Source organism: Nostoc edaphicum CCNP1411, assembly GCF_014023275.1.
Lineage (GTDB): Bacteria > Cyanobacteriota > Cyanobacteriia > Cyanobacteriales > Nostocaceae > Nostoc > Nostoc edaphicum_A.
On record NZ_CP054698.1, the window covers coordinates 6846641 to 6870187 of the forward strand.

A 23547-nucleotide genomic window follows, 5' to 3' on the forward strand; every position below is an offset into this window, starting at 1 on the left:
TAACCAAGGAAAGAGGTACAGAAAGCTACTGGTGTGGAAACCTAGATATTAGCGGTGAAAGTAATTTATCACTTTTCCAAAGGTACCGAAGATTCCATGCAAAGCAATTTAGTTATATTTCCGAAAGCTGGGGCTACGAAAAATAGCACGCAAACTGAAGAAAGAACAATTACCAAGTATGACCGTGCTGAGGAGCAATTTATAGAACTGCTGGCAATGGAGGATTTGGATCATAAACTGGATGTCAAGCCTTCAAGAGCCAGTGAGTTTGAACAGGCGCTCTCAACCGCAATTCGTGCTGCGTATGGAAACGATCGCTCTGATGAACAGGCTCACCGTTTTCTGCAACGTATACTTTATCGAATTAATCGCCTAAAGCTGTTTTGGTACGATGATTTGCACAATTATACCAACGAGCGATCGCTGTATTTGTACTCATGTCGTGACCAAATTGAAACAGCTTGGCAAAACTGGGAACTCGCACAAATTGATGTGGCTGCACTACCAAAATTGGATGTAAAACAAGCTTTAATTGAGCGCACATCTGCCGATTTAGATCCGCCTATGTCGGAGAGTAGCCGCTATATTCGTGAAGAAATGACTGAAGCTGGTTATCGTCACTTGCTAGCGATCGGCTCTTTTGATGGCTTGGTTGAAGCGAGTCATCTTTCCCGGATTTTGGGTGGTACTGCTAATGAAGTGCAGTGTACGCTGATGCGGGTACTCATTGAAGAATACGGCAATGGTCGTTTATCTCGCAAGCACTCGACATTTTTTGCTCAAATGCTGGCTGAATTTGGAATGAACACTGAACCAGAGGCATATTTCGATTTAGTACCTTGGGAAGTGTTGGCTTCTACCAATCATAACTTTCTGGTGACTGAGCGCAAACGCGATTTTCTGCGTTACAGCGGCGGGTTGACCTATTTTGAAGTAGCTGGCCCTGCGGTTTACAAGAATTATTTGGTGGCGGCGCAACGACTGGGACTCTCAGAAGTAGCGGTGGGTTATTGGGAACTACACATCAGGGAAGATGAACGCCACGGCCGTTGGATGTTAGATGATGTGGCTCTGCCATTAGCAGAACGATATCCCAATGATGCGTGGGAACTGGTGCTTGGGTACGACCAACAGAAACTTCTGGGCGATCGCGCCGCTGCTGCTGTTGTGCGATCAATACGCCAAGCAGAATAAGCCAATTTACTCTTGTGAGAAATATCAACAATTAAAACTTCAAAATAGCAGGTTATTCTTAGCGTTTTAATTTGACATTCCTAAGCCATTTTATTGCTAATTCACCTGCAAATAAATTTCTTTAGCAGCCATTTGCTAAGGGAACAGTTTTTTATTGCCTTAATTACAAGGTAATAAATAACCTCCATACTAGATTGATTATACCTTACCTTTGAATTGTAGTCAAATGAAAGATATCTTTTTTTGTCCTGAAGAATCTAATTTCTACTCAAACTGCTTAGAAAACTTTGTTCTCAGAAATTGTAAAAATTACGAATCTATTGTTGAGTTTGGTTCAGGAGATGGTAGCCCTGTAATTAATTCTTTATTGAGAAATAAGTTTGATGGAATCATTCAGGGATTTGAGTTAAATACTTCTGCATGGAAAGTCGCAAATTCAACTATCGATGAATACGATCTCACTAATAAGTACATTATCCATAATTCATCTTTGTTTAATTCTTCTCAACCCGATGCCGATTACCTTGTAGCCAATCCACCCTATCTACCTGCACCGGATAACGATATTTATATGCCACTCTTATTTGGAGGCGTAGATGGAGCTACAGTTACCAACAAGCTTTTATCGTTAGGTTATGAAAATGTGTTGGTTTTAATATCTAGTTTTTCTAATCCAACAAGTACGCTAAACCTCGCAAAAGAAAATGGTTATTCTGTTCAAAACTTCATGGTTTTACCTTTGCAGTTCGGCTACTATAGCTCTGATCCCAAGGTAAAGAAGCACATCGAAAAACTCCGAAAAAATAAGATGGCATTTTATTCTGGCGATTATTATTTTCTAGCTGGCGTTTTATTTAAAAAATGCCAGGAATCTGTAATTGATTTATCTAATCAATTAGCTCAGGTGATGACTAGTTTGTGAAGATGCTAAATCTCAGATTCCCGACTGATTTAACCATTCGGGAATCTTATTGTGCATTACTACAATTTTGATTTTATGTTCTCGAATTTCATGGGGAACCAAGTTTAAACCGAGGGTTTTCAGTGACAGCAAAGGCCGTATCTGGATAGTCACTAAATACGCCATCAATACCTAAGCTGAAAAATAATTCATATTCCCCTTGGGGATTTCCTTGAAAATCTAGGGGCAAAAAGCAGTCTTCATTGCGGAAAGTCCAGACATGAACCAGCAAACCAGCCGCATGAGCATCTGTGACTAAAGATGTAGGCGATTGCAATTTACCATTGCTGTCTCTCGGAACCAGCAAATTTTTATGAACGCCAACTGCTTGTGCATATTTAGCAATTTCTTCTAAACCTGATGCAGTGGCTAAATCTGCATAGGTGCGATTGCAGCCACTAACGACAAAATCATAAGGTTTACCACTGTCATTTAGCAATTGCACCAGAGGTAAATCAGTCTTTGTAGATAAATCTTGTAAATTACCCACTTCAAAAGACTGAATGAAAACAGGTGCATTAGCGCCCTGATAACCGTTGGCTGTCAAAGTCGCAAGTAGAGGTGCTTCTAGGGCTAACCCAATAGATTGAAAGTAAGTTGGGTGCTTAGTTTCTGGGTAAATACCGATCGCACGATTAATTTCGGCACTTTTAACCTTGACTAAATCGATGATTTCTTGGAGAGTGGGAATTTCTAAGAGTCCATCATAGGTGGTATTTTGCGATCGCAGTTGCCCAATTCGCTCCTTAGCTCGTAGTGTTTTTATTTCTGTCAAGGTAAAGTCTTCAGTAAACCAGCCAGTTTTCGATTCGCCATCAATTATTTTGGTGGTTTGACGGTAAGCAAATTCTGCATGGCTAGCAACATCAGTGGTTTCAGAAATCTCATTTTCGTGACGAGCAATTAAAACACCGTCTTTGGTGGAAACTAAATCAGGTTCAATATAATCAGCGCCTAGTGCGATGCCTAATTCATAAGCAGCCAAAGTATGTTCTGGACGATAGCCGCTAGCACCTCGGTGTGCAATAATAATTGCAGGTGTATTTTGCAGAATTCTAGTCATTACTTTCCCCGCCTCAAAAAACTGGCATATTAAAGAGAAAGATATTAACACATAACGGAAAACATAAATCTAGTAGCGCATAAAAAGCATAGTAAACTCTAAGTAAACACATCAATAAATAGATCACTCAACGTTTATTATGTCTGAAAAATTTTCAAATAAATGTCCTGTTTGCAACCATGATGGCATCCATATTCGTTCATTATCTCAAAAAAATATTATCAGCGAATTAGAAGATTATTTTGCCGAAAAGCCTCCAGAAAAAATTGAAATCATAGACTATGAAATACAGCAATGTAAAAATTGCTCGCTTGAATATGCTTTCCCTTTAGAAGCAGGCAGCCAGTCATTTTATCAATGGGTTACTACAAGAGTTGGTTATTATCCAGAGTCTAGATGGGAATGGTTGGCGGTTATTGAGCAAATAAAAAAGCGAGAAAGACAAAATTCGATTTCTGTCTTAGATGTGGGCTGCGGAGGAGGTAATTTTCTGGAAATTGCTGCTAAAAAACTTTCAAATACTCGTATAGTTGGCTTGGATACAACTCCAGAATCTGTTGACCAATGTCAGAAAAGAGGATTTGAAGTTTATTGTGAAACAATTGAGAGTTTTTACAATAAATTTTCTAGTGAAAAGTTTAACTATGTATTGTCTTTTCATTGCTTAGAACATATTAGCCAACCAAAGGAATTTATTGCATCAATGCTTTCTGTTCTGAAACCGATGGGTAGTATCTTGATTAGTACTCCTTATTCACCCATGTCAGTTGAATCAGATTGGTTTGATATATTAAATCATCCACCACATCATATACTACGTTTTAGTAAAAAATCTTACGAAGAACTAGCACGTCAACTAGGCTGTGAGATAGAATTTTATATGCCACCTGCAAATTCTGCGATCGCACGAGCAGCAAATAATTTTAGTTTATCTAAATTCGGCAAAAATCAAACAGTATCGAAGTTGAGACTACTCCAAGCAATACTAAAAGATCCTAGTCTATTTTGGAAAATCTTCTCTCGTCAATTAGGGCGCGATCGCGTTAATGGAACTGTTGCCGCAGATATGGTTTTAGTGGAATTCAAGCTATCCTCAAAAAGTAGTATATAAATTATTTAAGATATAATACCAATTCTTTATGAAGACGCATAGAAAGAACCCCACCGCCGGCGGCACCTCCCTTGGTAATGAAGCCCAAACCCTGGATTTACCCCCCTTAGTCCCCCCTTGCAAAGGGGGGAAATATCCGGTTCTCCCCCAATACATCGCTACCGTGTATACACAAGTCGGATGTAAAGTAGGTGCAGAGGATTTTTGAGAAGCAAAAACTATGGATAATCCAATCTTAATTCACGCTTCGACGACACCAGGAACGGCATTTGGAGACCCAAGGCTGATAAAAAGGGGGCAGCATTATACGAGGCGATTCGTAAGCACCAATCGATAAATATCCGGCAAATAAGTCGAAATTGGGCAGAACAGATGGGTTATTATCGGTTTTTGGAGAATGAAAACGTAACACTATCAGAACTAGTACGTAGCCTTTCGGATGATTGCGAGTTTCATCTGGCAAAACGACACGTATTAGCGATTAGCGATACTAGCGAGATTAACTTGCAGTCTCATGCAGGTAGGCTGTCACCGCCAGGATTAGGAGTAGTAGGCAATAACACAGATGTCGGGTTTTATATCCATCCAACATTGGTATTAGATGGTGAGAGTGGATTTCCACTGGGGTTAAGCACAGTAAAACTGTGGAGCCGAGCTATAAACCATGCAGATAAACATAACTCGTGACTATCAAAATTTACCAATTGAGGAGAAAGAATCTTACAAATGGTTAGCATCGGCAGAAAGTAGTAAGCGATGCTTTGAAGTGGGTGGAGCAAAAATGGTAACTCATATTGGCGACCGCGAATCGGATTTATTTGAGGAATTTGCAACTGTACCCAATAAAAAACAATCATTTACTGATAAGAGCTTGCCAAGATCGTCGATTGTTAGGGCGGTCTGAATCACTATTCGACTACTTAAGTCAGCAGCCTTGTGAAGGTACTTATATAATTAACGTTCCCGCAGACTCACGTCGAAAGCGAATGCCAAGAGAAGCAATGCTTATTGTTCGTTGTGGACAAGTTGAGATTCAACGCCCCGATAAATTAGGCGTTTTTGGCTATCCTCCTAGTGTTACCCTTTTTGCTGTTGAAGCTCTGGAAGTCCAACCACCCGCAGGACAAGAACCGATTCATTGGCGGTTGCTGACAACTCACGTTGTTGTCTGCTTGGAACAGGCACTGCGAGTCATTAAGTGGTACGGATGGCGATGGAAGATTGAACAACTTTTTGCCACTCTCAAAAAAGCTGGATTGAATATCGAAGCGACTCAGTTAGAGTCTAGTATTGCAATTCAACGCCTAACAATCCTTGCTTTGTCCGTAGCCGTGCGAACCTTACAAATGGTTGAGGGACGCGATAATACTCAACTTTCTGCCGAGCTTACCTTTTGTCAAAAGCAGCAGCAATGCTTATTAGGACTTCAATCTTCTGTTGAAGGCGATACCAAAAAATTACAAAATCCTTATCCACGGGGTTGTTTGCCCTGGGCTACTTGGATCATTGCTCGACTTGGTGGATGGTCTGGTTATACCTCTGGTAGGCCTCCTGGAATGCCTACCCTTGTTCATGGTTTAAGACAATTTGAATCCATCTTTATCGGCTGGAAACTCGCTCTGGATGGACTTGTGTATACACGGTAGCTTTGCAAGGGGGAGTTAGAGGGGGTAATTAGACTTGTGTGTACACCGTAGCCAATGCATCGGGGAGGGTTAGGGAGGGGTCAAAATAATATGCAGCTTCACAGAAAACTAGTATAAAAATCCTATTTGATGTTTAAAAAACCTAAGTGAAAATACTGTCGGCGGTACAAGTCTAACAGCGAACAATGATTTATTGTCACGAAGCACTGCACGTAAAATGTTAAGTCTACCGATGGATGGAACGATTGGAATTAAATTAAGTAACCTGGAAAAGTCTCTAAGTACAACTTGGCGAAAATCTAGCTAACATCTCAATTAACTAGACAAGTTTCTCAAGCAACTGCTTAAAGGTAGGTGAACTTCCACCGTGCTGTATTAGTATTTGCCCAAAGTACCTCTGCTAATGGCAAACTATTAGCCAAACCCGATTTTTATATAAATGCCAGACGACGGTCGTCAAAGCTATCCAAACAAAGCAGGTTCGATCATCTTTAAATTTTATTCGTTGATATTTTGTAATAATTCAATGACACAGATTAAGCCTGAAGTAAAGCGCACAGAAGAATTGCGCCAGTTATTGCAACAAGCCAGCTATGCTTATTACGTCTTAGATACTCCAATCATGGAGGATGCAGTCTATGACCAACTATATCGAGAATTACAACAACTGGAAATTCAATATCCAGAGTTGACAGCACCCGATAGTCCGACTCAGCGCGTGGGTGAAAGACCAGCAACGCAGTTTACCTCGGTGCGGCATAATATCCCCTTGTATAGTCTGGAGAATGCATTCAATATCGATGAGTTGAAAGGGTGGGATCAGCGTTGGCGGCGACAATTACCAAAAATAGAATCAGTGGAATATGTCACTGAACTGAAAATTGATGGTTCTGCTTTGGCTCTCACCTACCAAAATGGTGTTCTAGTTAGGGGGACAACTAGGGGTGATGGGGTGGCGGGTGAAGATATAACCCAAAATGTGCGGACAATTCGCTCAATTCCCTTGCGTTTGAATTTTGAAGGGTTAGAAATTCTAGAAAGGGTGGAAGTGCGAGGCGAGGCGTTTTTACCGTTGGAAGTTTTTAAACAAATTAACGAGGACAGACAAAAAGCAGGTGAGCAATTATTTGCTAATCCCCGCAATGCCGCAGCTGGTACACTCAGACAATTAGACTCCCGAATTGTCGCTAAACGGCGGTTAGATTTCTTTAGCTACACTCTGCACATTCCTGGTAGAGATGACACCAGTATTGCCAATACCCAATGGGAAGCGTTGGAGTTGTTGGAAAAAATGGGTTTTCGAGTCAACCCTAACCACAAGCTGTGTGCCTCGATCGCAGAAGTGGCAAAATATTATGAATACTGGGATACGGAACGGCTGAATTTACCCTACATGACTGATGGGGTAGTAGTGAAGCTGAATTCTTTTAAGCTTCAGGAACAGCTAGGATTTACGCAGAAATTTCCCCGTTGGGCGATCGCTTTGAAGTACCCAGCCGAAGAAGCGCCTACCCGTGTAGAAAATATTGCTGTGAATGTTGGGAGAACGGGGGCGTTAACTCCATTAGCCGAAATGCGCCCTGTGCAACTGGCGGGAACAACAGTTTCCCGCGCGACTTTACATAATAGCGATCGCATTACTCAATTAGACATCCGCATTGGCGATACTGTTATTGTCCGCAAAGCTGGGGAAATCATTCCAGAGGTTGTGAGGGTAATCAAAGAACTGCGTCCCGCTGATACCGAACCCTTTGTTATGCCTACCCATTGCCCAGTCTGCGGTCAATTGGTGGTGCGAGAATCAGGTGAGGCGGTGACTCGGTGTGTCAATGCTTCCTGTGCGGCAATTCTCAAAGGTTCTATTGAACATTGGGTCAGTCGTGATGCCTTGGATATTAAAGGCGTGGGGGAAAAGTTGGTGTATCAACTCGTTGATAAAGGATTGGTGCATTCCGTTGCCGATTTGTATGAGTTGACAGCAGAGAAGTTATCTGCATTAGAAAGGATGGGGAAAAAGTCGGCAGAGAAATTGATTGATGCGATCGCTCAATCAAAAAATCAACCTTGGTCAAGGGTATTGTATGGTTTAGGCATCCGTCACGTTGGCAGTGTCAATGCTCAATTGTTGACTCAGAAGTATTTCACAGTAGACCAGTTAGCTACAGCCAAACAATCAGATATTGAAGGCATTTACGGTATTGGTGCTGAAATTGCTCAATCTGTGTACCAGTGGTTTCGGATTGACGCCAACCAAAGATTGATAGAACGCTTGCAAGCAGAAGAATTACAATTAACTGCCACAGAGGAAACAAAAACAGTTGGTGATGGTAATCAAAAATTTGCGGGTAAAACTTTTGTAATTACGGGTACATTGCCAACCTTAAAACGAGATGAGGCGAAGGCTTTGATTCAAAAAGCTGGGGGAAAAGTGACTGATTCAGTGAGCAAGAAAACAGATTATTTGGTGCTAGGAGAAGATGCCGGTTCTAAATTAGAAAAGGCGATCTCGTTGGGAATTACGCAGTTAAGCGAGGCGCAATTACTAGAGATACTTGAAGATTAAAATAAGGTAAACGCCTGGAAAAATATATACAGCAGTTTTCTTTTGCATGAAGTACAAAGTTACGGGTTTTGAGGCAGGAGGTAGAAACTCTTTACAGTTGTACCTCAGTTACTTGTAAACTGCTGTATTTAGTGAACGAATCCAGGCGATTAACCCAGATTTATCAATCTGACTTTTCACGTTATGTGGAAAAGTTAACGATTAACCCAACCCCCTAACCCCCTTCCCGTATCGGGAAGGGGGAAATTCAAAGTCTCTCTCCTTTTAGGAGAGAAATAGAAGAGAGGTTTTCCAGATACGGTGAAAAGTCAGATTTATCAATCAGTCCGAAAGCACGACCACTACAATCCGCATTATTTCGTTGACTGATAAAACCTACTAACTGAATCTTTTAGACTCCGATATCACATATTAATTACTACTTAAAACTTAACTAAATATAACTTTACAATATATTTTGCGAAATTTTGATATGTTCTTGTGTATCAAACTTTATTGGCTTATATCGTGTTCCTCTAATATTAACTGTTATTGAGGGAAGTAAAACATCTTGTAGATTGATTACTTTCCCTTTTACTCTCGTTGAAATGAAAGCTGGGTGCAAGATATAAGCCAATATTAATAATTAACTTTTTGTATATTTACAGAAATTTGTCATGAAGAAAAAACAACAGGTTTTTAACGGTATTTTATTGTGGGTGGGACTGGCATTCCTGGGTTTAACGCTACAAAAATTCTACAACATATTGCAATATATTTTCTTTCTCCGAGTACCTATAATTGTTGGCTTATTGCTATTGTTATTACCAACAATTTCAGTTAGTACTGGTTTATCAGCGATGCTGAAAAACTTGTTTATACTTCGCGCTAATAATCAATTGGTTTTAGTGATTGGAGGTGCAGTTTTAGCAGGACTGGCTACAACAGAAGTTTTCGATATCATTTTGTATAATTCCCATCTTCGTTTTGATGTACCTGAACACCAAGGAATTCCCGAATTTCTCCAATATGTAATCGCTATTATCTTAAGTCTTCCGATTGCCATAAAGGCAACTCAGCTTTCCAAGAAAGAAATAAAAGAAGGAGAACATGCCTGGGAAGGCTGGGGAATTATATTTGGCGTTGTTGCAGGAGCTTTCCTGATAATAACAACTCACCTTGCCAAGATATTTTTTAAATCCAATCAAATTTTAGAACAGGCATTATTGAAAATAATTTCTTTTTTGCCAGTAAAAATACAAAGAGGTTATGTTGATGGAAGTGGTAATCTATCTTACGGAATTGCTGAAATAGTAGTATTTTCTATCTTTCTATTAATTCTTTATGGGTTGGGTTATTTGATTTTTAAACCTCGCCCAATCAAGAATAGATTTGAAGTTCCTGCTCTTTTCTATATTACTCTTATTCTGTCAATCATGGTAGTGTGGATAGGAGGAATTTCTTTCTTTAACGACGTATCTCGCGTTCCCACATTGTTATTATTTTTAGTAATTTCATCTGCTTCTTATACTATTTTTAAAGTAGATCATTTTTACAAAATGTTCTTAAACAAGAACTGGTTAAAACCGACAGAAAAAAAGTGGATTAATGTTATATCTCAACGGCTGAATAATCAACAAAGCGAAGATAAAACTTTAGTAGTCGTTTGTGCAAGTGGTGGAGGTATTCAAGCATCTGGATGGACAACTAAAGTTTTGACTGGTTTACAAGAAGAACTTGGATCTGAATTTACCAAAGCCATTGGTTGGATAAGCTCGGTTTCTGGCGGTTCTGTCGGAACGATGTTTTATTTGGATAGATTTGGAGAGCAAGGTTATCCAGAAGAAGGTGAATTAAAAAAGATTTTTAAAAGCGCTACAGAAGATAGTTTAGATGCTACAGGTTGGGGATTAGCTTATCCAGATTTGCTGCGTTTTATTGGTTTCCCTTTTGTCGTACCAAAAGCGCAAGAAGATAATACTGCAACTGAGCAAGACCGTGGTACAGCTATCGAAATAGATTGGAAAGGGGAAATGAAAAATCCTAATGCAACTTTAGCTAGTTGGAGCGATAAAATAGACCAAGGAATTATTCCTATTCCTATTTTTAATGCAACTTTAGTTGAAGATGGACGGCGTTTTTTAGTTAGTCCAATGACTTTTAGTAAGCACGAGGATTGCAAATCTATAGATTTTAATACCCTTTATCCAGAATATGATATTGATGTGACAACAGCCGCAAGGTTATCCGCTACTTTCCCTTATGTGTCTCCTGTGTGTCGTCCTAGTCAAGAAACTAAATGGAATTATCATATAGGTGATGGTGGTTACTTCGACAATTTTGGTATTGGTACTAGCGTAGACTTACTTGATAACCTATTAGAATCTGAGCAGTGTAATCAAATAAAAAGAGTTATTTTAATCCAAATAAATGCTTTTCCTGATGATGAGAATCTTCAAGAAGAAAAAGGCGCTCCTGGATGGCAGATGGAAGTTATTGGTTCATTGCTTGCTTTATTAAATGTTCGTAGTTCTACGCAAAACGAAGGTAACGCATTAAATATTAAACTCTTGACAGACAAGTACAAATGTGGTTACAAGGATGATGAACAGGAAAAATTGCAGCAATTTTTGAAAGATAAATCTTGTCAGAAAGGAGTAGAAATTATGCATATTCCGATTAAATTCCCTCGTGGTAAAATTAATCCCCCGCTTTCTTGGCAGTTAACCCAAGAACAAAAAAAAGCTATTCAAAATGCATGGGAAGAGTGGAAAATAACTAACTCTACTGTTATCTTGAAACTCAAAAAGATTTTCCCAGAGTGATGAATATCTATTTGGAAAATGATTTAGTATTTCTGTAACAATCCTATTTAATTTGTGAAAATTGCAACCCGCAGATCCCTGACTTCTCAAAGAAGTCGGGGATCTTGTTTATGATGAATGATTCAGTATTGCCATAGCAAACTAGTTTGTTTTGCACAATCGGATGATTCTCGTAGAGGCAATTCATGAATTGCCTCTACGAAAACGGGGGTAAGTTATTCGGGTCAATACCCTGAGATTGCAAATAAGCAATCAGTCGTTCTTTTTGCTGGCGTTCTTGTTCGGCGCGTTGGCGTTCTTGTTCGGCACGCTGGCGTTCTTGTTCAATCTGTTCTACAGCCCACGGTAACAAATTACCATCTCGATCCCACCAGCGCAACCAATAGCCAGTTCGCGCTTCTTTTGTTCCTTGCCAAGTTCCCAAAAATAAGCCCATTACATCAATCCAATGACGACCATTTTCGTCGGGTTGCTCTAACTCATAGCGTTTATTTTCTAATTGATAATATTCTAGTAAACCGCCATCTGGTTCAAAAATTATGTAGATGGGAATCCGTAAAATTTGCTCGTAGAAAAACCATTTTCCTGGTGGATAGGTTCGCTTTACCGAATATTCTCCACCCTCAGTATCAGATAGAAATTCGATAGCGATCGCAGGGATATCTCCTTCTAAATTGGGTGTATAACTTTTGCGATTACCCACAACTTCATTAACCGACGGTACATAAACCCAATCAGGTGCTTTGGCAATAAATTGCCCGTTGACTGTCGCACAAAGACCAAAGTTGGAAGCTATCAACATCTGCGGTTGGATGAATCCACTGATTTCTAGGCTTTCACGCAAAGCACCAGCCAAAAGTGGCTGACCGGTATTCTCCACTGGTTCATCCTCTAGTTGAAAATCTTTGGGTAAGGCTTCCCAAGAGATTACCAGTTCTGTTGGTGATTTGGCTTGGCTGAGTTGGGTTGCCATAAACACAGCATGAATTTATTTTTGATCTTATCGCTTTCGGGAAGGGGATTGGGGAATGGGGAATGGGGAAAAATTTGTTTAACCACGATGCCCAATGCCCCATGCCCAATTCCCTTTACAGCAGTACTTTAGCTAAAATCGGTTCGACACTTTTAGAAATCTCTGGGACATACACCTGTGAAACGTAGTCAGCAATCATTCTGTCGGTGTTGAATAATGGTGCATTTGTTTTAATGGATGTTTTCATCATCTGCACCCAGCGATGGGGAATGCCTTGGGCATCTTGGTCATAGTATAAAGGAACGATTTCTTCTTCTAACAGCTGATAAAGCGATCGCGAATCAATCCCATCTTGCAATTCTTGATCGCTAGTATGAGCATCTTCACCAATTGCCCAACCGTTAATTCCTTTACCATCTGGCCCTGCTTGGTAGCCTTCGCACCACCAGCCGTCCAAAACGCTGCAATTAAGACCACCATTGAAGCAGACTTTTTGCCCACTTGTACCAGACGCTTCCAAAGGACGACGGGGATTATTCAACCAAACATCCACACCTTGCACCAATTTTTGACCAGTGTAAATGTCGTAATCTTCAATAAAGGCGACTCGGTTAATAATCCCAGAATTGTGACACCACTCCATCAATCGCTGAATAATCCGCTTACCTTCTTCATCGGCTGGGTGGGCTTTACCTGCAAATATTATTTGTACTGGGCGTTGAGGATTGCCAAAAATCTTCAGTGCGCGTTGGGCATCCCGCAAAATCAAATCACCGCGTTTGTAAGGGCTGAAGCGTCTGGCAAATCCAATGGTCAACACATTGGGATTGAGTAAGCTTTCTGTTGCTTGAATGAGTTCATAATTTTCGCCACGCAACTCCCGTGATTTCTTCACCTTATAACGGGTAAACGCAATCAATCTTTCTTTGAGAATAAGATGTCGTGACCACAGTTCCTCGTCGGGAATGTCATCAACTTTAGCCCACATCTTGGGATCAACGGCGCGATTTTTCCAGTCTTCTCCCAGATACTCATTATATAAATCGCCCAACAGGGGTGCAGTCCAAGTGGGTGCATGAACGCCATTGGTAATGTAACCAATTGGTACTTTGTCTTCCGATCGCTGCGGATAGAGAACTGTCCACATTTTACGAGAAACTTGACCGTGCAATTCACTCACGCCATTGCAAGCACGAGACATCCGTAATGCTAAAACGGTCATGCCAAAGGGTTCCCAAGGATCGCCCAATCGCCTTGCACCCAATGCTAAAAATTGCTCACGAGAAAGTCGCAATTGCGGCCAATAGCTGGCAAAGAAGGAATCTATTAAATCGGGGGAGAAGACATCATGACCGGCAGGAACGGGGGTATGGGTGGTGAATACACAACTGTTCCGCACCTTGGCTTCGATGTCGTAGAAGGATTTACCAGTCCGCTCAATTTCTAAGCGGGCAATTTCTAAGGTGCAGAATGCAGCGTGTCCTTCGTTGAGGTGATAGACAGAAGGTTCAATTCCTAAAGCGTGTAGGGCGCGAACACCACCAATTCCCAAAACGACTTCTTGGGCGATGCGGGTTTCCAAGTTACCGCCGTATAGGTGTCCCGTTAGCCAGCGGTCAATGGGATCGTTATCATTGCGATCGCTATCTAATAAATATAATGTGACTCGCCCAACTTGTACTCGCCAGATTTGCACTTTCACAACCCGTTGGCGAACTTGTAACTCGATAGTGACCGCTTCCCCTTGCTCATTTTTAATTAACTCCAGGGGCATCTGCTGAAAGGGGTTGTCAATATAATAATCTTCTTGCCAACCTTGACGATTCAAACGTTGCCGAAAATAACCTTGGCGATACAACAAGCCAACACCAACCAACGGCACACCTAAATCTGATGATGATTTCAGGTGATCCCCGGCGAGAATTCCCAAGCCGCCAGAGTAGACAGGTAGGGATTCATGGATGCCAAATTCGGCGCAAAAGTAGGCAATGGGGCGAGATGCAGATACTTGCGGTGCAACTCGACTGACCCAAGTATCTTGCTGGTTGATGTATTGGTCAAACTCACGCGCTAAGGCAGATATCTGCTTTAAGTAAAACGGGTCTTCTGCTAATTGGGTCAGACGCTCGTAACTTGCAGACTCTAAAATTGCCACTGGGTTATGTCCACAGCGTTCCCATTCTTGGGAATCAATTGTTTGGAATAAAGAGATGCGATCGCCACTCCAACTCCACCAGTAGTTATAAGCCAAATCGGCCAAACGCTTGAGCGGTGAAGGTAACTTTTCACTCAAGCGTCGTGCTGGGGTGATTGCACTGTTGTTAGCCATACTAATTCTATGTCCTCGCGCTTAACTTTTTGTCTATTTCACTGATTTATCTGCTCACAATCGATTTCTCTTCAGGTTTATGCCACCGGAGGATTCATTTATGAATTCTCCCCTGAAGTTGGAACAGTTTATCGACATCAAACCCTATCCAATAAAATAGTTTTTATTGTTTTAGGACTTACGCACTTTACACATTAACTATCATGTTGAAGGCAAACTTTATCAGCTAAAAGTCTTGTCCTGCCTCGTTCCCAGGCTCTGACTGGGAACGAGTTCAAGTAGGCTCTGCCTACTGGTTTGACTGGAGGCAGAGCCTCCTACAAGAGCATTACAAGGCAGAGCCTTGTAACGAGAGATAATTCACAGTTGGCTATCTCTGTCAATGCGTAAGTTCTATGTTTTTGTCTTCTAAAAATTATCTCTAATTTCGGACAGGTTTGGTATTTTTTTCTATCAAATTCGTTGACATTATTTTAACTTTTTTGTTTTGTTGTTAATATTTTTTAAATGTTAGCAATAAACATCTAAGATTATTGATATGTCTTGATTTATATCACTTTTGACTAAAGCTCTTTGCATTCAGACAATGCTTTTTATACGCTAATCACAGCAATTATACTGTTGTTATTGGTAAACCTTATATCTGTTTGAAGAAGAAGTCAGAATCCAGGAGTCAGAATTCAGAAGCGGATCTGGAGACTCCGAAAGTTCCGGTTAGAATCAAGATGCTCTCTACGAGATGCTAAAAGCGAAAGCGGACTCGCTACCGCGGTGCTATCCACTTTTTCGGTCATAATTCATGCTGAATTCTGACTCCTGACTCCTGACTCCTGAATTCTGTTCGATAAAAATTTTGTTTTGTTAACAAAAACAATGCAGTTGAATCGAAGTAATTTCCTCAAGATTCTGATCCAGTCAGAGCCAGGAAAACCAGCAATATCCAACGGCTTACGAGCTGCTTTAGCGTTAGGGGTTCCCATGCTAATTGGGCAACTCATCAACCAAAGGGAAAGCGGATTATTTGTCGGTTTGATGGCTTACTTTGTCAACTTTGCGAATGTTGGTGGCCCTTACCAGATCAAAGCTAAGGCGATGGCGGCTGCTACTTTTGGAATGGCTGTTTCAGTATTTGTGGGTACTATAGTCGCTAGAGTTCCAGCGCTAGCTGTGGTGCTGACATTTATCTGGGGACTTGCTTCCGGTTTTGCTTCGCTGTATGGTAATGCTGGTGCAAATGTCGGACTGGTGCTAGGGATATCATTTGTTACCACGATCGCACAATCAGGAAACTTGGAAACTGCACTCGTGCGATCGCTGCTATGTCTAATTGCAGGTGGATGGGCGATGCTACTTTCTTTGGTAATGTGGCCCTTTAGACCTTATGATCCACTACGGTTAGCTTTGGCTAATTCCTTAAATGCGATCGCTAGTTACATTCAGGCTTTTGTAGGTAAAGTTGCAACATCTGAAAAGATTCTCGAAATTAGACTGGCATTAGAGACAGCACGAACTATTTTAGGTACTGTCAGAATTGGACAGCCAGCGCGGAGTTGGATGGATGAGCAATTGTTAGTGCTAATTCAGGATGGCGATCGCTTACTTGGTTCAGTTATCGCCTTAACCGAATTACTTGAAACTCACTTCCAACAACATCAATATCAAGCAGTCCAGCAATTAGTAGACGATGCACTCGAACAAATATCAGTCATTCTCCAAGCTATAGCGAAAGTCATCTCTGGCAAATCTGCCAGCATCGATCTGGGAAATCTCAAGCGTATCTGTGAGGCACTAAAGGAACAAGAAAATCTGCAAAGAAAAGCAATTGCTGGGAGTGAGACAGACTACACAACTCTCGTTGCTTTCACTAACTTAGTGCTGATGATCGAAAAGCTGATCAAGCAATTGCAATACACGGCTCAGACAGCGAAATCTCTGGCAGATCACAGCAAAAAGAGTCGCCGAGATGTAGATAGACTTCTGTTAGTTGAAGACGAACAGCGATCGCTCTTAAGTTTACTCCAAGAAAACCTCACCTTAGACTCAGCAATCTTTCGCCATGCTCTCCGCATAGCAGTGAGTCTAACTGTAGGCGTAATCCTATACAGCATTACCAATTTACAAATGGGGTATTGGGTGACACTGACAATCATGCTAGTCCTCAAACCAAACTTGGGTGCAACTTATCAGCGGTTTTTCCAGCGAGTTGGCGGGACAATTTTGGGAGCTGTATTAGCCGCTGTCATCGTTGCAACTATCACCAGTAAGACTGTATTAGGCATCATCATTTTGCTGACAGTCTTTTTTGGCATTTCCCTGATCAGTGTCAACTATGGGTATTCAGTGGTTTTTTTGTCAATATTTGTCTTACTAGTTATTGATATTGGTTATCCCATTGGTTGGGAATTTGCTGGTTTTCGCATATTGAATACATTAATTGGGGCAGGACTGGCTTTTGCGAGTCATTATTTTATATTGCCAAATCGGGAACGCGATCGCTTACCCAGTCAACTCGCCACTGCACTGCGAGAATGTCACAAATACTTTCGGGATGTGATGGCTGTTTATCAGGGGACAAAAGAGCCTGACTCTACAATTATCAGTCAACGGCGACAAACTGGACTGGCAATCGGCAATGCTCAAGCCTCCTTCCAAGGATTGCTACGCGAACCCCAAATGCACAAAGAATTAGTAGAACCAGTAATGACGCTGCTGGTGTACATGGGACGTTTTACTAACGCCGTGACAGTTTTGGCAGTACATCTCGAACATTTTCGAGGAACAGTGCCGCTACCAGAATTAGAAACCTTTGTCCGCCAAATTTCGCTACTGTTAGAGCAGTTAGCTGATTCAATACAGCAGGAAATTACCCCACCGCCTTTACCTGACTTAGAAGCAACGCTGCGAAAAATCCAACCGCACCTGCAAGCACTGCGTACAGCCCGGATACAAGAGCTAGATGTCAATCAAGGACATACACCGATTCGTCAGGCAGTCATTGATTACAGCATATTAGATTTAGAGATTGACCAGATTGTTCGGCGGTTGACTGCTATGCACTCAGCGATGGTACGGTTAAACTCAGTTAAATAAAACACTTTTAATAACTGGATCTGTCATTTCTTTGAGTCTTTTTTTATTAAATTTCAATATTTCTTTCTTTCCAGTAATTCGGTTTGCGCTTACCATGCGCGATAGCAATAACCCAAATTACTTCTTCAAGCACCGTATAAAAAATCAGATAGGGAAAACGTTGAATAGTATAACGACGTATTCCTTCAATCTTGTGTGGGGTTCCTAAATTGGGGTTTTGCTGAATTTTAAGAATAACTTTTTCCAATTCAGACAGTAAATCTAGTCCCAAGCCTACTTTTTGAGCTTCATAGTAAGCTATTGCAGTGTCAAGCTCCTTTCGAGCTTCGGTGTGAATAACAATAAACTTCACGAATACTTTTCTCGTAACTCAGAAAAAACTTGAGATGATGGTTCTCCAATAGCTGTTTTGCGACTAATATCTTCCAACCGTTGAGTTAATTCCGTATCCCAAGCAGTTTCTAGATTATCATCTATACCCTCATCTAGAGAATGAATTAAAAAGTAGGCAATTTCAGCACGTTCTTCTGTAGAAAGCTGAGAAAGTTCGAGTTTAAGTTTTTCGGCAGTTTCACTCATGCTTTGGAGTCTCCTTAAGAATTCTAATTATAGGCTCAACTATATGATCGTAACTGCTTTACAGGTAAATTGCGATCGCACCCAAAAACCCAAATAACCTTACAACAGACGATCAAAAAATCTTATAGATATCTGTAAAATTAAGCAAGAGCGATCGCTCTGCCAAAGCCTTCTCTCGGAGACGCTCCGCAAACTGCTAACGCATAGAAGCACAAAACTAATGATACGGATTCCATTAACAGAAGCTCAACTTCGTTTACCCGAACTGATTGCAAGTCTGCAACCCGGTGAAGAAGTACAGATTTTTTCTGGTGATGTCTCACGACAAGCCGCTGCGCGTCTACGCACTGTCGCCAGACTGATTGGCGAACTCCAACCACCCCGCAAGCCTCGCCAGCCCGGTAGTGCGATCGGAACCCTAACCATCGTGTCTGAAGACGAAACGCACTTGGAAGACTTTCACGACTACATGCCATGAAGTTTTTGCTCGATACTCAGGCATTCCTTTGGTTTTTAACCCGCGCAGGCGGGTTTTGTCTGTGTAGCCGCGACTTCTAGTCGCCCTTTTCAAACTACTCGCGCGTTAATGCCTGATAATTAATAAGGCAATCTACAGAGAGCAAAGATGCAGACTCTCCAAAAACTCTTCCTCCCAAGTATGGGCTGCGGGACTTGGGCCTGGGGCAATCAACTGCTTTGGGGATATGACGAAAGTATGGATGACCAGTTGCAAGCTGTCTTTAACCTTTGTGTAAGCAACGGTGTAACTTTATTTGATACAGGTGATTCCTATGGAACTGGGAGATTGAATGGTCGCAGTGAGTTACTCCTGGGACGATTCAACCGTGAATATGTAGGATCAGACAAAGAAAATATTTGTATTGCTACTAAGCTTGCTGCTTACCCGTGGAGATGGACACGCCAATCAATGGTAAGGGCTTGTAAGTCATCTGCTCAACGCCTGGGAAGAAATGTCGATTTGGTACAGATGCACTGGTCTACAGCGAATTATGCCCCTTGGCAAGAGGAAGGGCTGTTAGATGGTCTTGCCGATGTATATGAGCAAGGACTGGTCAAGGGAGTGGGACTATCCAATTATGGGCCCAAACGGCTTAAGAAAGTGCAGAAAAAGTTTGCTGAACGAGGCGTTCCGATTGCAACTCTGCAAGTTCAATACTCTCTGTTATCTACATATCCTGTGACTCAACTCAAGCTCAAAGACCTTTGTGATGAGTTCGGAATTAAATTGATTGCCTACAGCCCTCTAGCTTTGGGAATACTGACAGGAAAATACTCTGAGCAAGGCCCTTTGCCCAAAGGCATCAGAGGTCTGTTATTTAGGCAGATATTACCAGGAATGCGATCGCTGTTGGGATGTTTGCGAGAGGTGGCACAGTCTAGAAACAAAACCATGTCACAGGTAGCAATTAATTGGTGCATCTCTAAAGGAACCATTCCCATCCCTGGAGCCAAGAGCGTCGAACAAGCGAGGGAGAATCTTGGTGCGTTGGGTTGGCAATTAGACGCCAGTGAGATTGCAGAGTTGGATAGTGCAGCGGCAAATGCCGACAAAAAAATGGTACAAAATATCTTTCAAACTAAGTAAAATCTCAATATTTCTCAGTTGAAATATCAACCTGGTTTAAATCCGAGAATAAAAATACTGGGATTTTCCATAAATTCCGACATAAATCTCTGAATTATGTCTGAGTTATTAGTGATATAAATTACTATTTTTAGCTGAAATTACAGCGTTTTTCTTCAATTTTTTTGTTAAAAATAGCTTTTTTATCGACTAGCTACGGAATTAAACCTGGTAGAATTTATTTTTAGATAAACCTCATCTATGTTGAAACCTAGAGTTTTTAAAAGATATATTTATGTAGGTTGGGTGGAGTGAAACGCAACCCAACATTACCACCAAATTTTATGTTGGGTTACGCTATCGCTGCACCCAACCTACAAAACTACGGTTCTCAAGGTAGACGAGGTTTAACATCTAAAAAAGACTTAAATAAAGGAGTTATGTCCTAATATTTAGTGTGTGGAACTTGATTTTTAACGTTGACTAAGAAAGAATGAATATTGAGTCTAACATCTTGTAGACACTCTTGGTGACAACTTAACCTTATCCAATGTCCACAGTCCGCGAAAGCGGACTTTTTTTTATATTAGCTGAGAGCTAAGCTGTTACGCAGCTAAATTTAATAAACAGCATTACCTTTATTTTTAATTTTGCGTTCCCATTTAATAATAAGACCTCCTTCATTTAACAATTTATTTAACAACTCTTCTAGCTGTGATACTGACTCGAACAATCTATGAGCTATATATTCTTTTGCTGAATGCCAAACCAATTCAATCAAATTATAATCTGGACTATAAGGTGGTAGAAATTCCAGGATAATATTTGGCATTTCTGCCTTGATACGAACTAAAATATCTTTTCTTTTATGGAAGCTGGCATTATCTAAGATAATCACTATTTTCGCAGAACATTTATTGAAAGTCTCAATTCTATTTCCTTGCTCTATCCATTCTTGCAATAGAAAATTATTCAAAGATTGAAGCTGCTCATAAAATACATCGGCATTTCCTTTTTTAATCACAAAATTCATTCTCTTCTTGTCGTGATAACGTAACCCTCCCATAATATTTACTCTTCCTCTTCTTCTTTGACCTGTGATTTGTTTCCTTGTACCTTTCTTACCCCAGTTTTTTCTTCTTATCACTCTTAAACTAAATCCACTCTCATCCCAAAACCATACCTGTAAACGCTCTGGGGCTTCCTTTGTTATTCTTAAGTATTCTGACAATTTTTCTTTAAATGCCTTACGCATTTCAGGATTCTGTTTGTCCTCTAGGCTGTATTTTGCCCAAAGGTAAACGTACTTTTTTCGCTCTAATATTCTCCCAACTTGTGAACCACTTAACTTAATTCCTGTTATCTTTTCGAGGTATGTAGCTAGTCTTGCTGCTGTCCAACGACCAAATTCATACCCATACTCTAGTGGCTCTTTTTCAATTATTTCTAATAATAAATCCTCATATTCTTTGGTAACTTTGCGGAAGTTCCCTTCTCTTCTTCCATCTAAAAAACTTTCTAGGTTATCTGGATCGCCGTGAACTGCCCAATATGCTACTGTTGGATATGCAATATCTAAAAACTTACTAATCTCTTGATAAGTTTTTCCATCATTCATTAATAATAAAATCAGAATCTTTTCTCTTACGTAGGGATTTTCATGCTCTTTTAGCGTTTTTAGTAGCCTTTCCTTCTGCTCTTGGGAAAGATGATTTTTTGCTGGCATAGATGGCTGATACTAAATTAATTACTTAATCTAATATTATACAATCTAGCTGCGTAACAGCTTATTAATCAAACTGATTAGCTCGTTATTGAGAAGTGAATTAATTACTTGAATATGAAATTTAGAAAATATAAGAGCCTATTTATAAAGTAAATATTAAGTAGGGGCGTGGCAAGCCTAAAATGTTTCAATAGATTTTTGAGAAAATTGAGATAAATCAATGTTTTCTGCTTTTTTCCTAATGCACGACTTTAGCTTTGCCACGCCAGTAGGGTGTGTTACGACTGTGTGGAATTTTAAAAACTGCTATATGAGTTATTTTTTGACGCTTCCTAACACTTCCATCACTTCTGCTTCCGGTTTTACCCTAGCTTCTGCTTCCAGAAATTCAGCTACTTGAGCCTCAATTTCATCCCGAACAATTTGGCGATATTCCAAGAAATGCTCAATTTGGGCACAAACAGCTAAATAGCTACTCACCCCACCTCGATTATGCTGATACATGTTCCACAAGTTGCGCCAGAATTGCCAGCGCGTCTGACGAAGTAGACCTTGACGCCAACAAATCACCAGCAACGCTCGGAGTACTTTCCAGTTCAATGGTTTTTTGGCACCTTTGCCCTTTTTTGGGTAGGTTGCTTCGCCCAAAAGACGGAAGTGTTTATATGTACGCTCTAAAAACCGTTCTGGCTCATACAAATCACAGAAAGCCTGCACATATTCACGAGCGATGTCTTCTAACGGTCGAGTTGGGACAAAATTCATCAACGTGGTTTGGTTGATGTTTGCAGATTTATTGCGGAGTCGTCCTTCCTTTTCTAATCTATGCCAGAGGGCTGTATCTGGAAGTGCTTGCAACATACTAAACAAGGCTGTGGGAATTGCTGTCTGCTCGACAAATTTGACAATTCGTGCGCCTGCACCTGCCTTTTCGCCATCAAACCCAATAATAAAACCTGCCATGACTCGCAGCCCTGAGCGGGTAATCTTATTCACCGCCTCACTGAGTGAGTCTCGCGTATTCTGGTATTTCTGAGTGAAAGTGAGACTTTCTTCGTCGGGGGTTTCAATTCCCAGAAAAACTGCTCCAAAATTACACGCTACCATCAAGTCCATCAGTTCTTGATCTTGGGCTAAATCAACTGAAGCCTCTGTGGCAAAGGAAAAGGGATAGTTATGTTCTACCATCCACGGCAAAAGGGACTTCAAAAATAATTTGACATTCCGCTTATTACCGATGAAGTTGTCATCCACCATAAAAATACTGCGCCGCCAACCCAGTTGATAGAGGTAATCAAGTTCTGCTAATATTTGTCCTGGGTTTTTAGTGCGGGGTTTGCGACCATACAACACAATAATGTCGCAGAATTCACACTGAAAGGGACATCCACGCGAAAATTGCACTGACATCTCCGCGTATGCTTCAAACTCTAGCAAGTCAAAGCGAGGAGTTGGAGTATTGGTGACATCTGGTTTTTCACCGCCAGAGCGAAAGATACCTGTGCGATCGCCCCGTGCGATCGCTGCTACAAATAAAGGTAGGGTGATTTCCCCTTCGTCTAATATCAAGTAGTCTGCTCCGGCAGATGTCATTTCATTTGGTAGCGCCGTCGGGAAGGGCCCACCCACAGCGACTTGTTTACCTCTCTGCTTTGCTTCCAATATTTGAGAGAGCAAATCCTCTTTTTGCACAATCATCGCCGACATAATAACCAAATCTGCCCAAGCCCATTCTGCCTCTGTACAGACGCGGACATTACGATCTACTAGCTTGAAATTCCATTCCTGGGGTAAAATCGCCGCTACAGTCACTAAGCCTAAAGGCGGTAGCATTGCTTTACGGTCTAATAAAGCCAGAGTCTTTTCAAAAGACCAAAAACTTTTTGGAAAACGGGGGTATAGAAGTAAAACATTCATATCTGA

At 41.0% G+C, this 23547-nt stretch carries 16 protein-coding genes and 1 pseudogene; 10 read left to right on the plus strand and 7 right to left on the minus strand.

Going from position 1 to position 23547, the window contains the following annotated elements:
• The first annotated feature begins 96 nt into the window (after positions 1 to 96).
• Positions 97 to 1194 carry an iron-containing redox enzyme family protein gene (locus tag HUN01_RS31685; protein WP_181929486.1) on the plus strand — a complete coding sequence of 366 codons (1098 nt, stop codon included), beginning with the start codon at positions 97 to 99 and terminating at the stop codon, positions 1192 to 1194.
• Positions 1195 to 1420: 226 nt separating this feature from the next.
• The gene (locus HUN01_RS31690) at positions 1421 to 2116 is read left to right on the plus strand and encodes a class I SAM-dependent methyltransferase (protein ID WP_181929487.1); all 696 of its coding nucleotides are present in this window, start codon (positions 1421 to 1423) and stop codon (positions 2114 to 2116) included.
• A gap of 88 nt (positions 2117 to 2204) precedes the next feature.
• Here HUN01_RS31690 and HUN01_RS31695 read toward each other — a convergent pair whose 3' ends face one another.
• The gene (locus HUN01_RS31695) at positions 2205 to 3218 is read right to left on the minus strand and encodes a glycerophosphodiester phosphodiesterase (protein ID WP_181929488.1); all 1014 of its coding nucleotides are present in this window, start codon (positions 3216 to 3218) and stop codon (positions 2205 to 2207) included.
• Between the two features lie 139 nt (positions 3219 to 3357).
• On the opposite strand from HUN01_RS31695, the gene HUN01_RS31700 reads away from it, so the two are divergent.
• From HUN01_RS31700 to HUN01_RS31715, 4 genes and pseudogenes are all read left to right on the plus strand, one after another.
• Complete coding sequence (locus HUN01_RS31700) at positions 3358 to 4329, plus strand: class I SAM-dependent methyltransferase (protein ID WP_181929489.1); 972 nt, start codon at positions 3358 to 3360, stop codon at positions 4327 to 4329.
• Between the two features lie 315 nt (positions 4330 to 4644).
• Positions 4645 to 5975: pseudogene (locus tag HUN01_RS31705) on the plus strand (IS4 family transposase).
• 526 nt (positions 5976 to 6501) lie between these two features.
• On the plus strand, positions 6502 to 8538 hold the full coding sequence (gene ligA / locus HUN01_RS31710) for an NAD-dependent DNA ligase LigA (protein ID WP_181929490.1): 2037 nt from the start codon (positions 6502 to 6504) through the stop codon (positions 8536 to 8538).
• A gap of 656 nt (positions 8539 to 9194) precedes the next feature.
• Complete coding sequence (locus tag HUN01_RS31715; RefSeq protein ID WP_181929491.1) at positions 9195 to 11342, plus strand: patatin-like phospholipase family protein; 2148 nt, start codon at positions 9195 to 9197, stop codon at positions 11340 to 11342.
• A 196-nt stretch (positions 11343 to 11538) separates the two neighbouring features.
• On the opposite strand, the gene HUN01_RS31720 is transcribed toward HUN01_RS31715, so the two are convergent.
• Both HUN01_RS31720 and glgP read right to left on the minus strand, forming a co-directional pair.
• The gene (locus HUN01_RS31720) at positions 11539 to 12315 is read right to left on the minus strand and encodes a Uma2 family endonuclease (RefSeq protein WP_181929492.1); all 777 of its coding nucleotides are present in this window, start codon (positions 12313 to 12315) and stop codon (positions 11539 to 11541) included.
• A 115-nt stretch (positions 12316 to 12430) separates the two neighbouring features.
• Positions 12431 to 14644, minus strand: coding sequence for an alpha-glucan family phosphorylase (gene glgP, locus HUN01_RS31725; RefSeq protein WP_181929493.1), 2214 nt, complete (start codon positions 14642 to 14644; stop codon positions 12431 to 12433).
• Between the two features lie 873 nt (positions 14645 to 15517).
• On the opposite strand from glgP, the gene HUN01_RS31730 reads away from it, so the two are divergent.
• Positions 15518 to 17734 carry an FUSC family protein gene (locus HUN01_RS31730; protein ID WP_181929494.1) on the plus strand — a complete coding sequence of 739 codons (2217 nt, stop codon included), beginning with the start codon at positions 15518 to 15520 and terminating at the stop codon, positions 17732 to 17734.
• Positions 17735 to 17780: 46 nt separating this feature from the next.
• Here HUN01_RS31730 and HUN01_RS31735 read toward each other — a convergent pair whose 3' ends face one another.
• Together HUN01_RS31735 and HUN01_RS31740 are read right to left on the minus strand one after the other, a co-directional pair.
• A complete protein-coding gene (locus tag HUN01_RS31735) occupies positions 17781 to 18086 on the minus strand; it encodes a type II toxin-antitoxin system RelE/ParE family toxin (protein WP_181929495.1) in 306 nt (101 codons plus the stop codon).
• On the minus strand, positions 18083 to 18313 hold the full coding sequence (locus HUN01_RS31740; RefSeq protein ID WP_181929496.1) for an addiction module protein: 231 nt from the start codon (positions 18311 to 18313) through the stop codon (positions 18083 to 18085). The genes HUN01_RS31735 and HUN01_RS31740 overlap by 4 nt, the downstream gene beginning before the upstream one ends.
• A gap of 220 nt (positions 18314 to 18533) precedes the next feature.
• On the opposite strand from HUN01_RS31740, the gene HUN01_RS31745 reads away from it, so the two are divergent.
• The 3 genes from HUN01_RS31745 to HUN01_RS31755 all read left to right on the plus strand — a co-directional run bounded on the left by HUN01_RS31745 (position 18534) and on the right by HUN01_RS31755 (position 20347).
• Positions 18534 to 18791, plus strand: a complete 258-nt coding sequence (locus HUN01_RS31745) for a type II toxin-antitoxin system Phd/YefM family antitoxin (RefSeq protein ID WP_181929497.1) — start codon at positions 18534 to 18536, stop codon at positions 18789 to 18791.
• A 147-nt stretch (positions 18792 to 18938) separates the two neighbouring features.
• The gene (locus HUN01_RS31750; RefSeq protein WP_181929498.1) at positions 18939 to 19919 is read left to right on the plus strand and encodes an aldo/keto reductase; all 981 of its coding nucleotides are present in this window, start codon (positions 18939 to 18941) and stop codon (positions 19917 to 19919) included.
• Positions 19920 to 20209: 290 nt separating this feature from the next.
• Positions 20210 to 20347: a hypothetical protein gene (locus HUN01_RS31755; RefSeq protein WP_181929499.1), complete on the plus strand. Its 138-nt coding sequence runs from the start codon at positions 20210 to 20212 to the stop codon at positions 20345 to 20347.
• Between the two features lie 170 nt (positions 20348 to 20517).
• Here the strand turns inward: HUN01_RS31755 and HUN01_RS31760 are convergent, their stop codons facing one another.
• Both HUN01_RS31760 and HUN01_RS31765 read right to left on the minus strand, forming a co-directional pair.
• A complete protein-coding gene (locus tag HUN01_RS31760; RefSeq protein ID WP_181929500.1) occupies positions 20518 to 21624 on the minus strand; it encodes an IS630 family transposase in 1107 nt (368 codons plus the stop codon).
• A 315-nt stretch (positions 21625 to 21939) separates the two neighbouring features.
• A complete protein-coding gene (locus HUN01_RS31765) occupies positions 21940 to 23541 on the minus strand; it encodes a B12-binding domain-containing radical SAM protein (protein ID WP_181929501.1) in 1602 nt (533 codons plus the stop codon).
• Between the last annotated feature and the right edge of the window lie 6 nt (positions 23542 to 23547).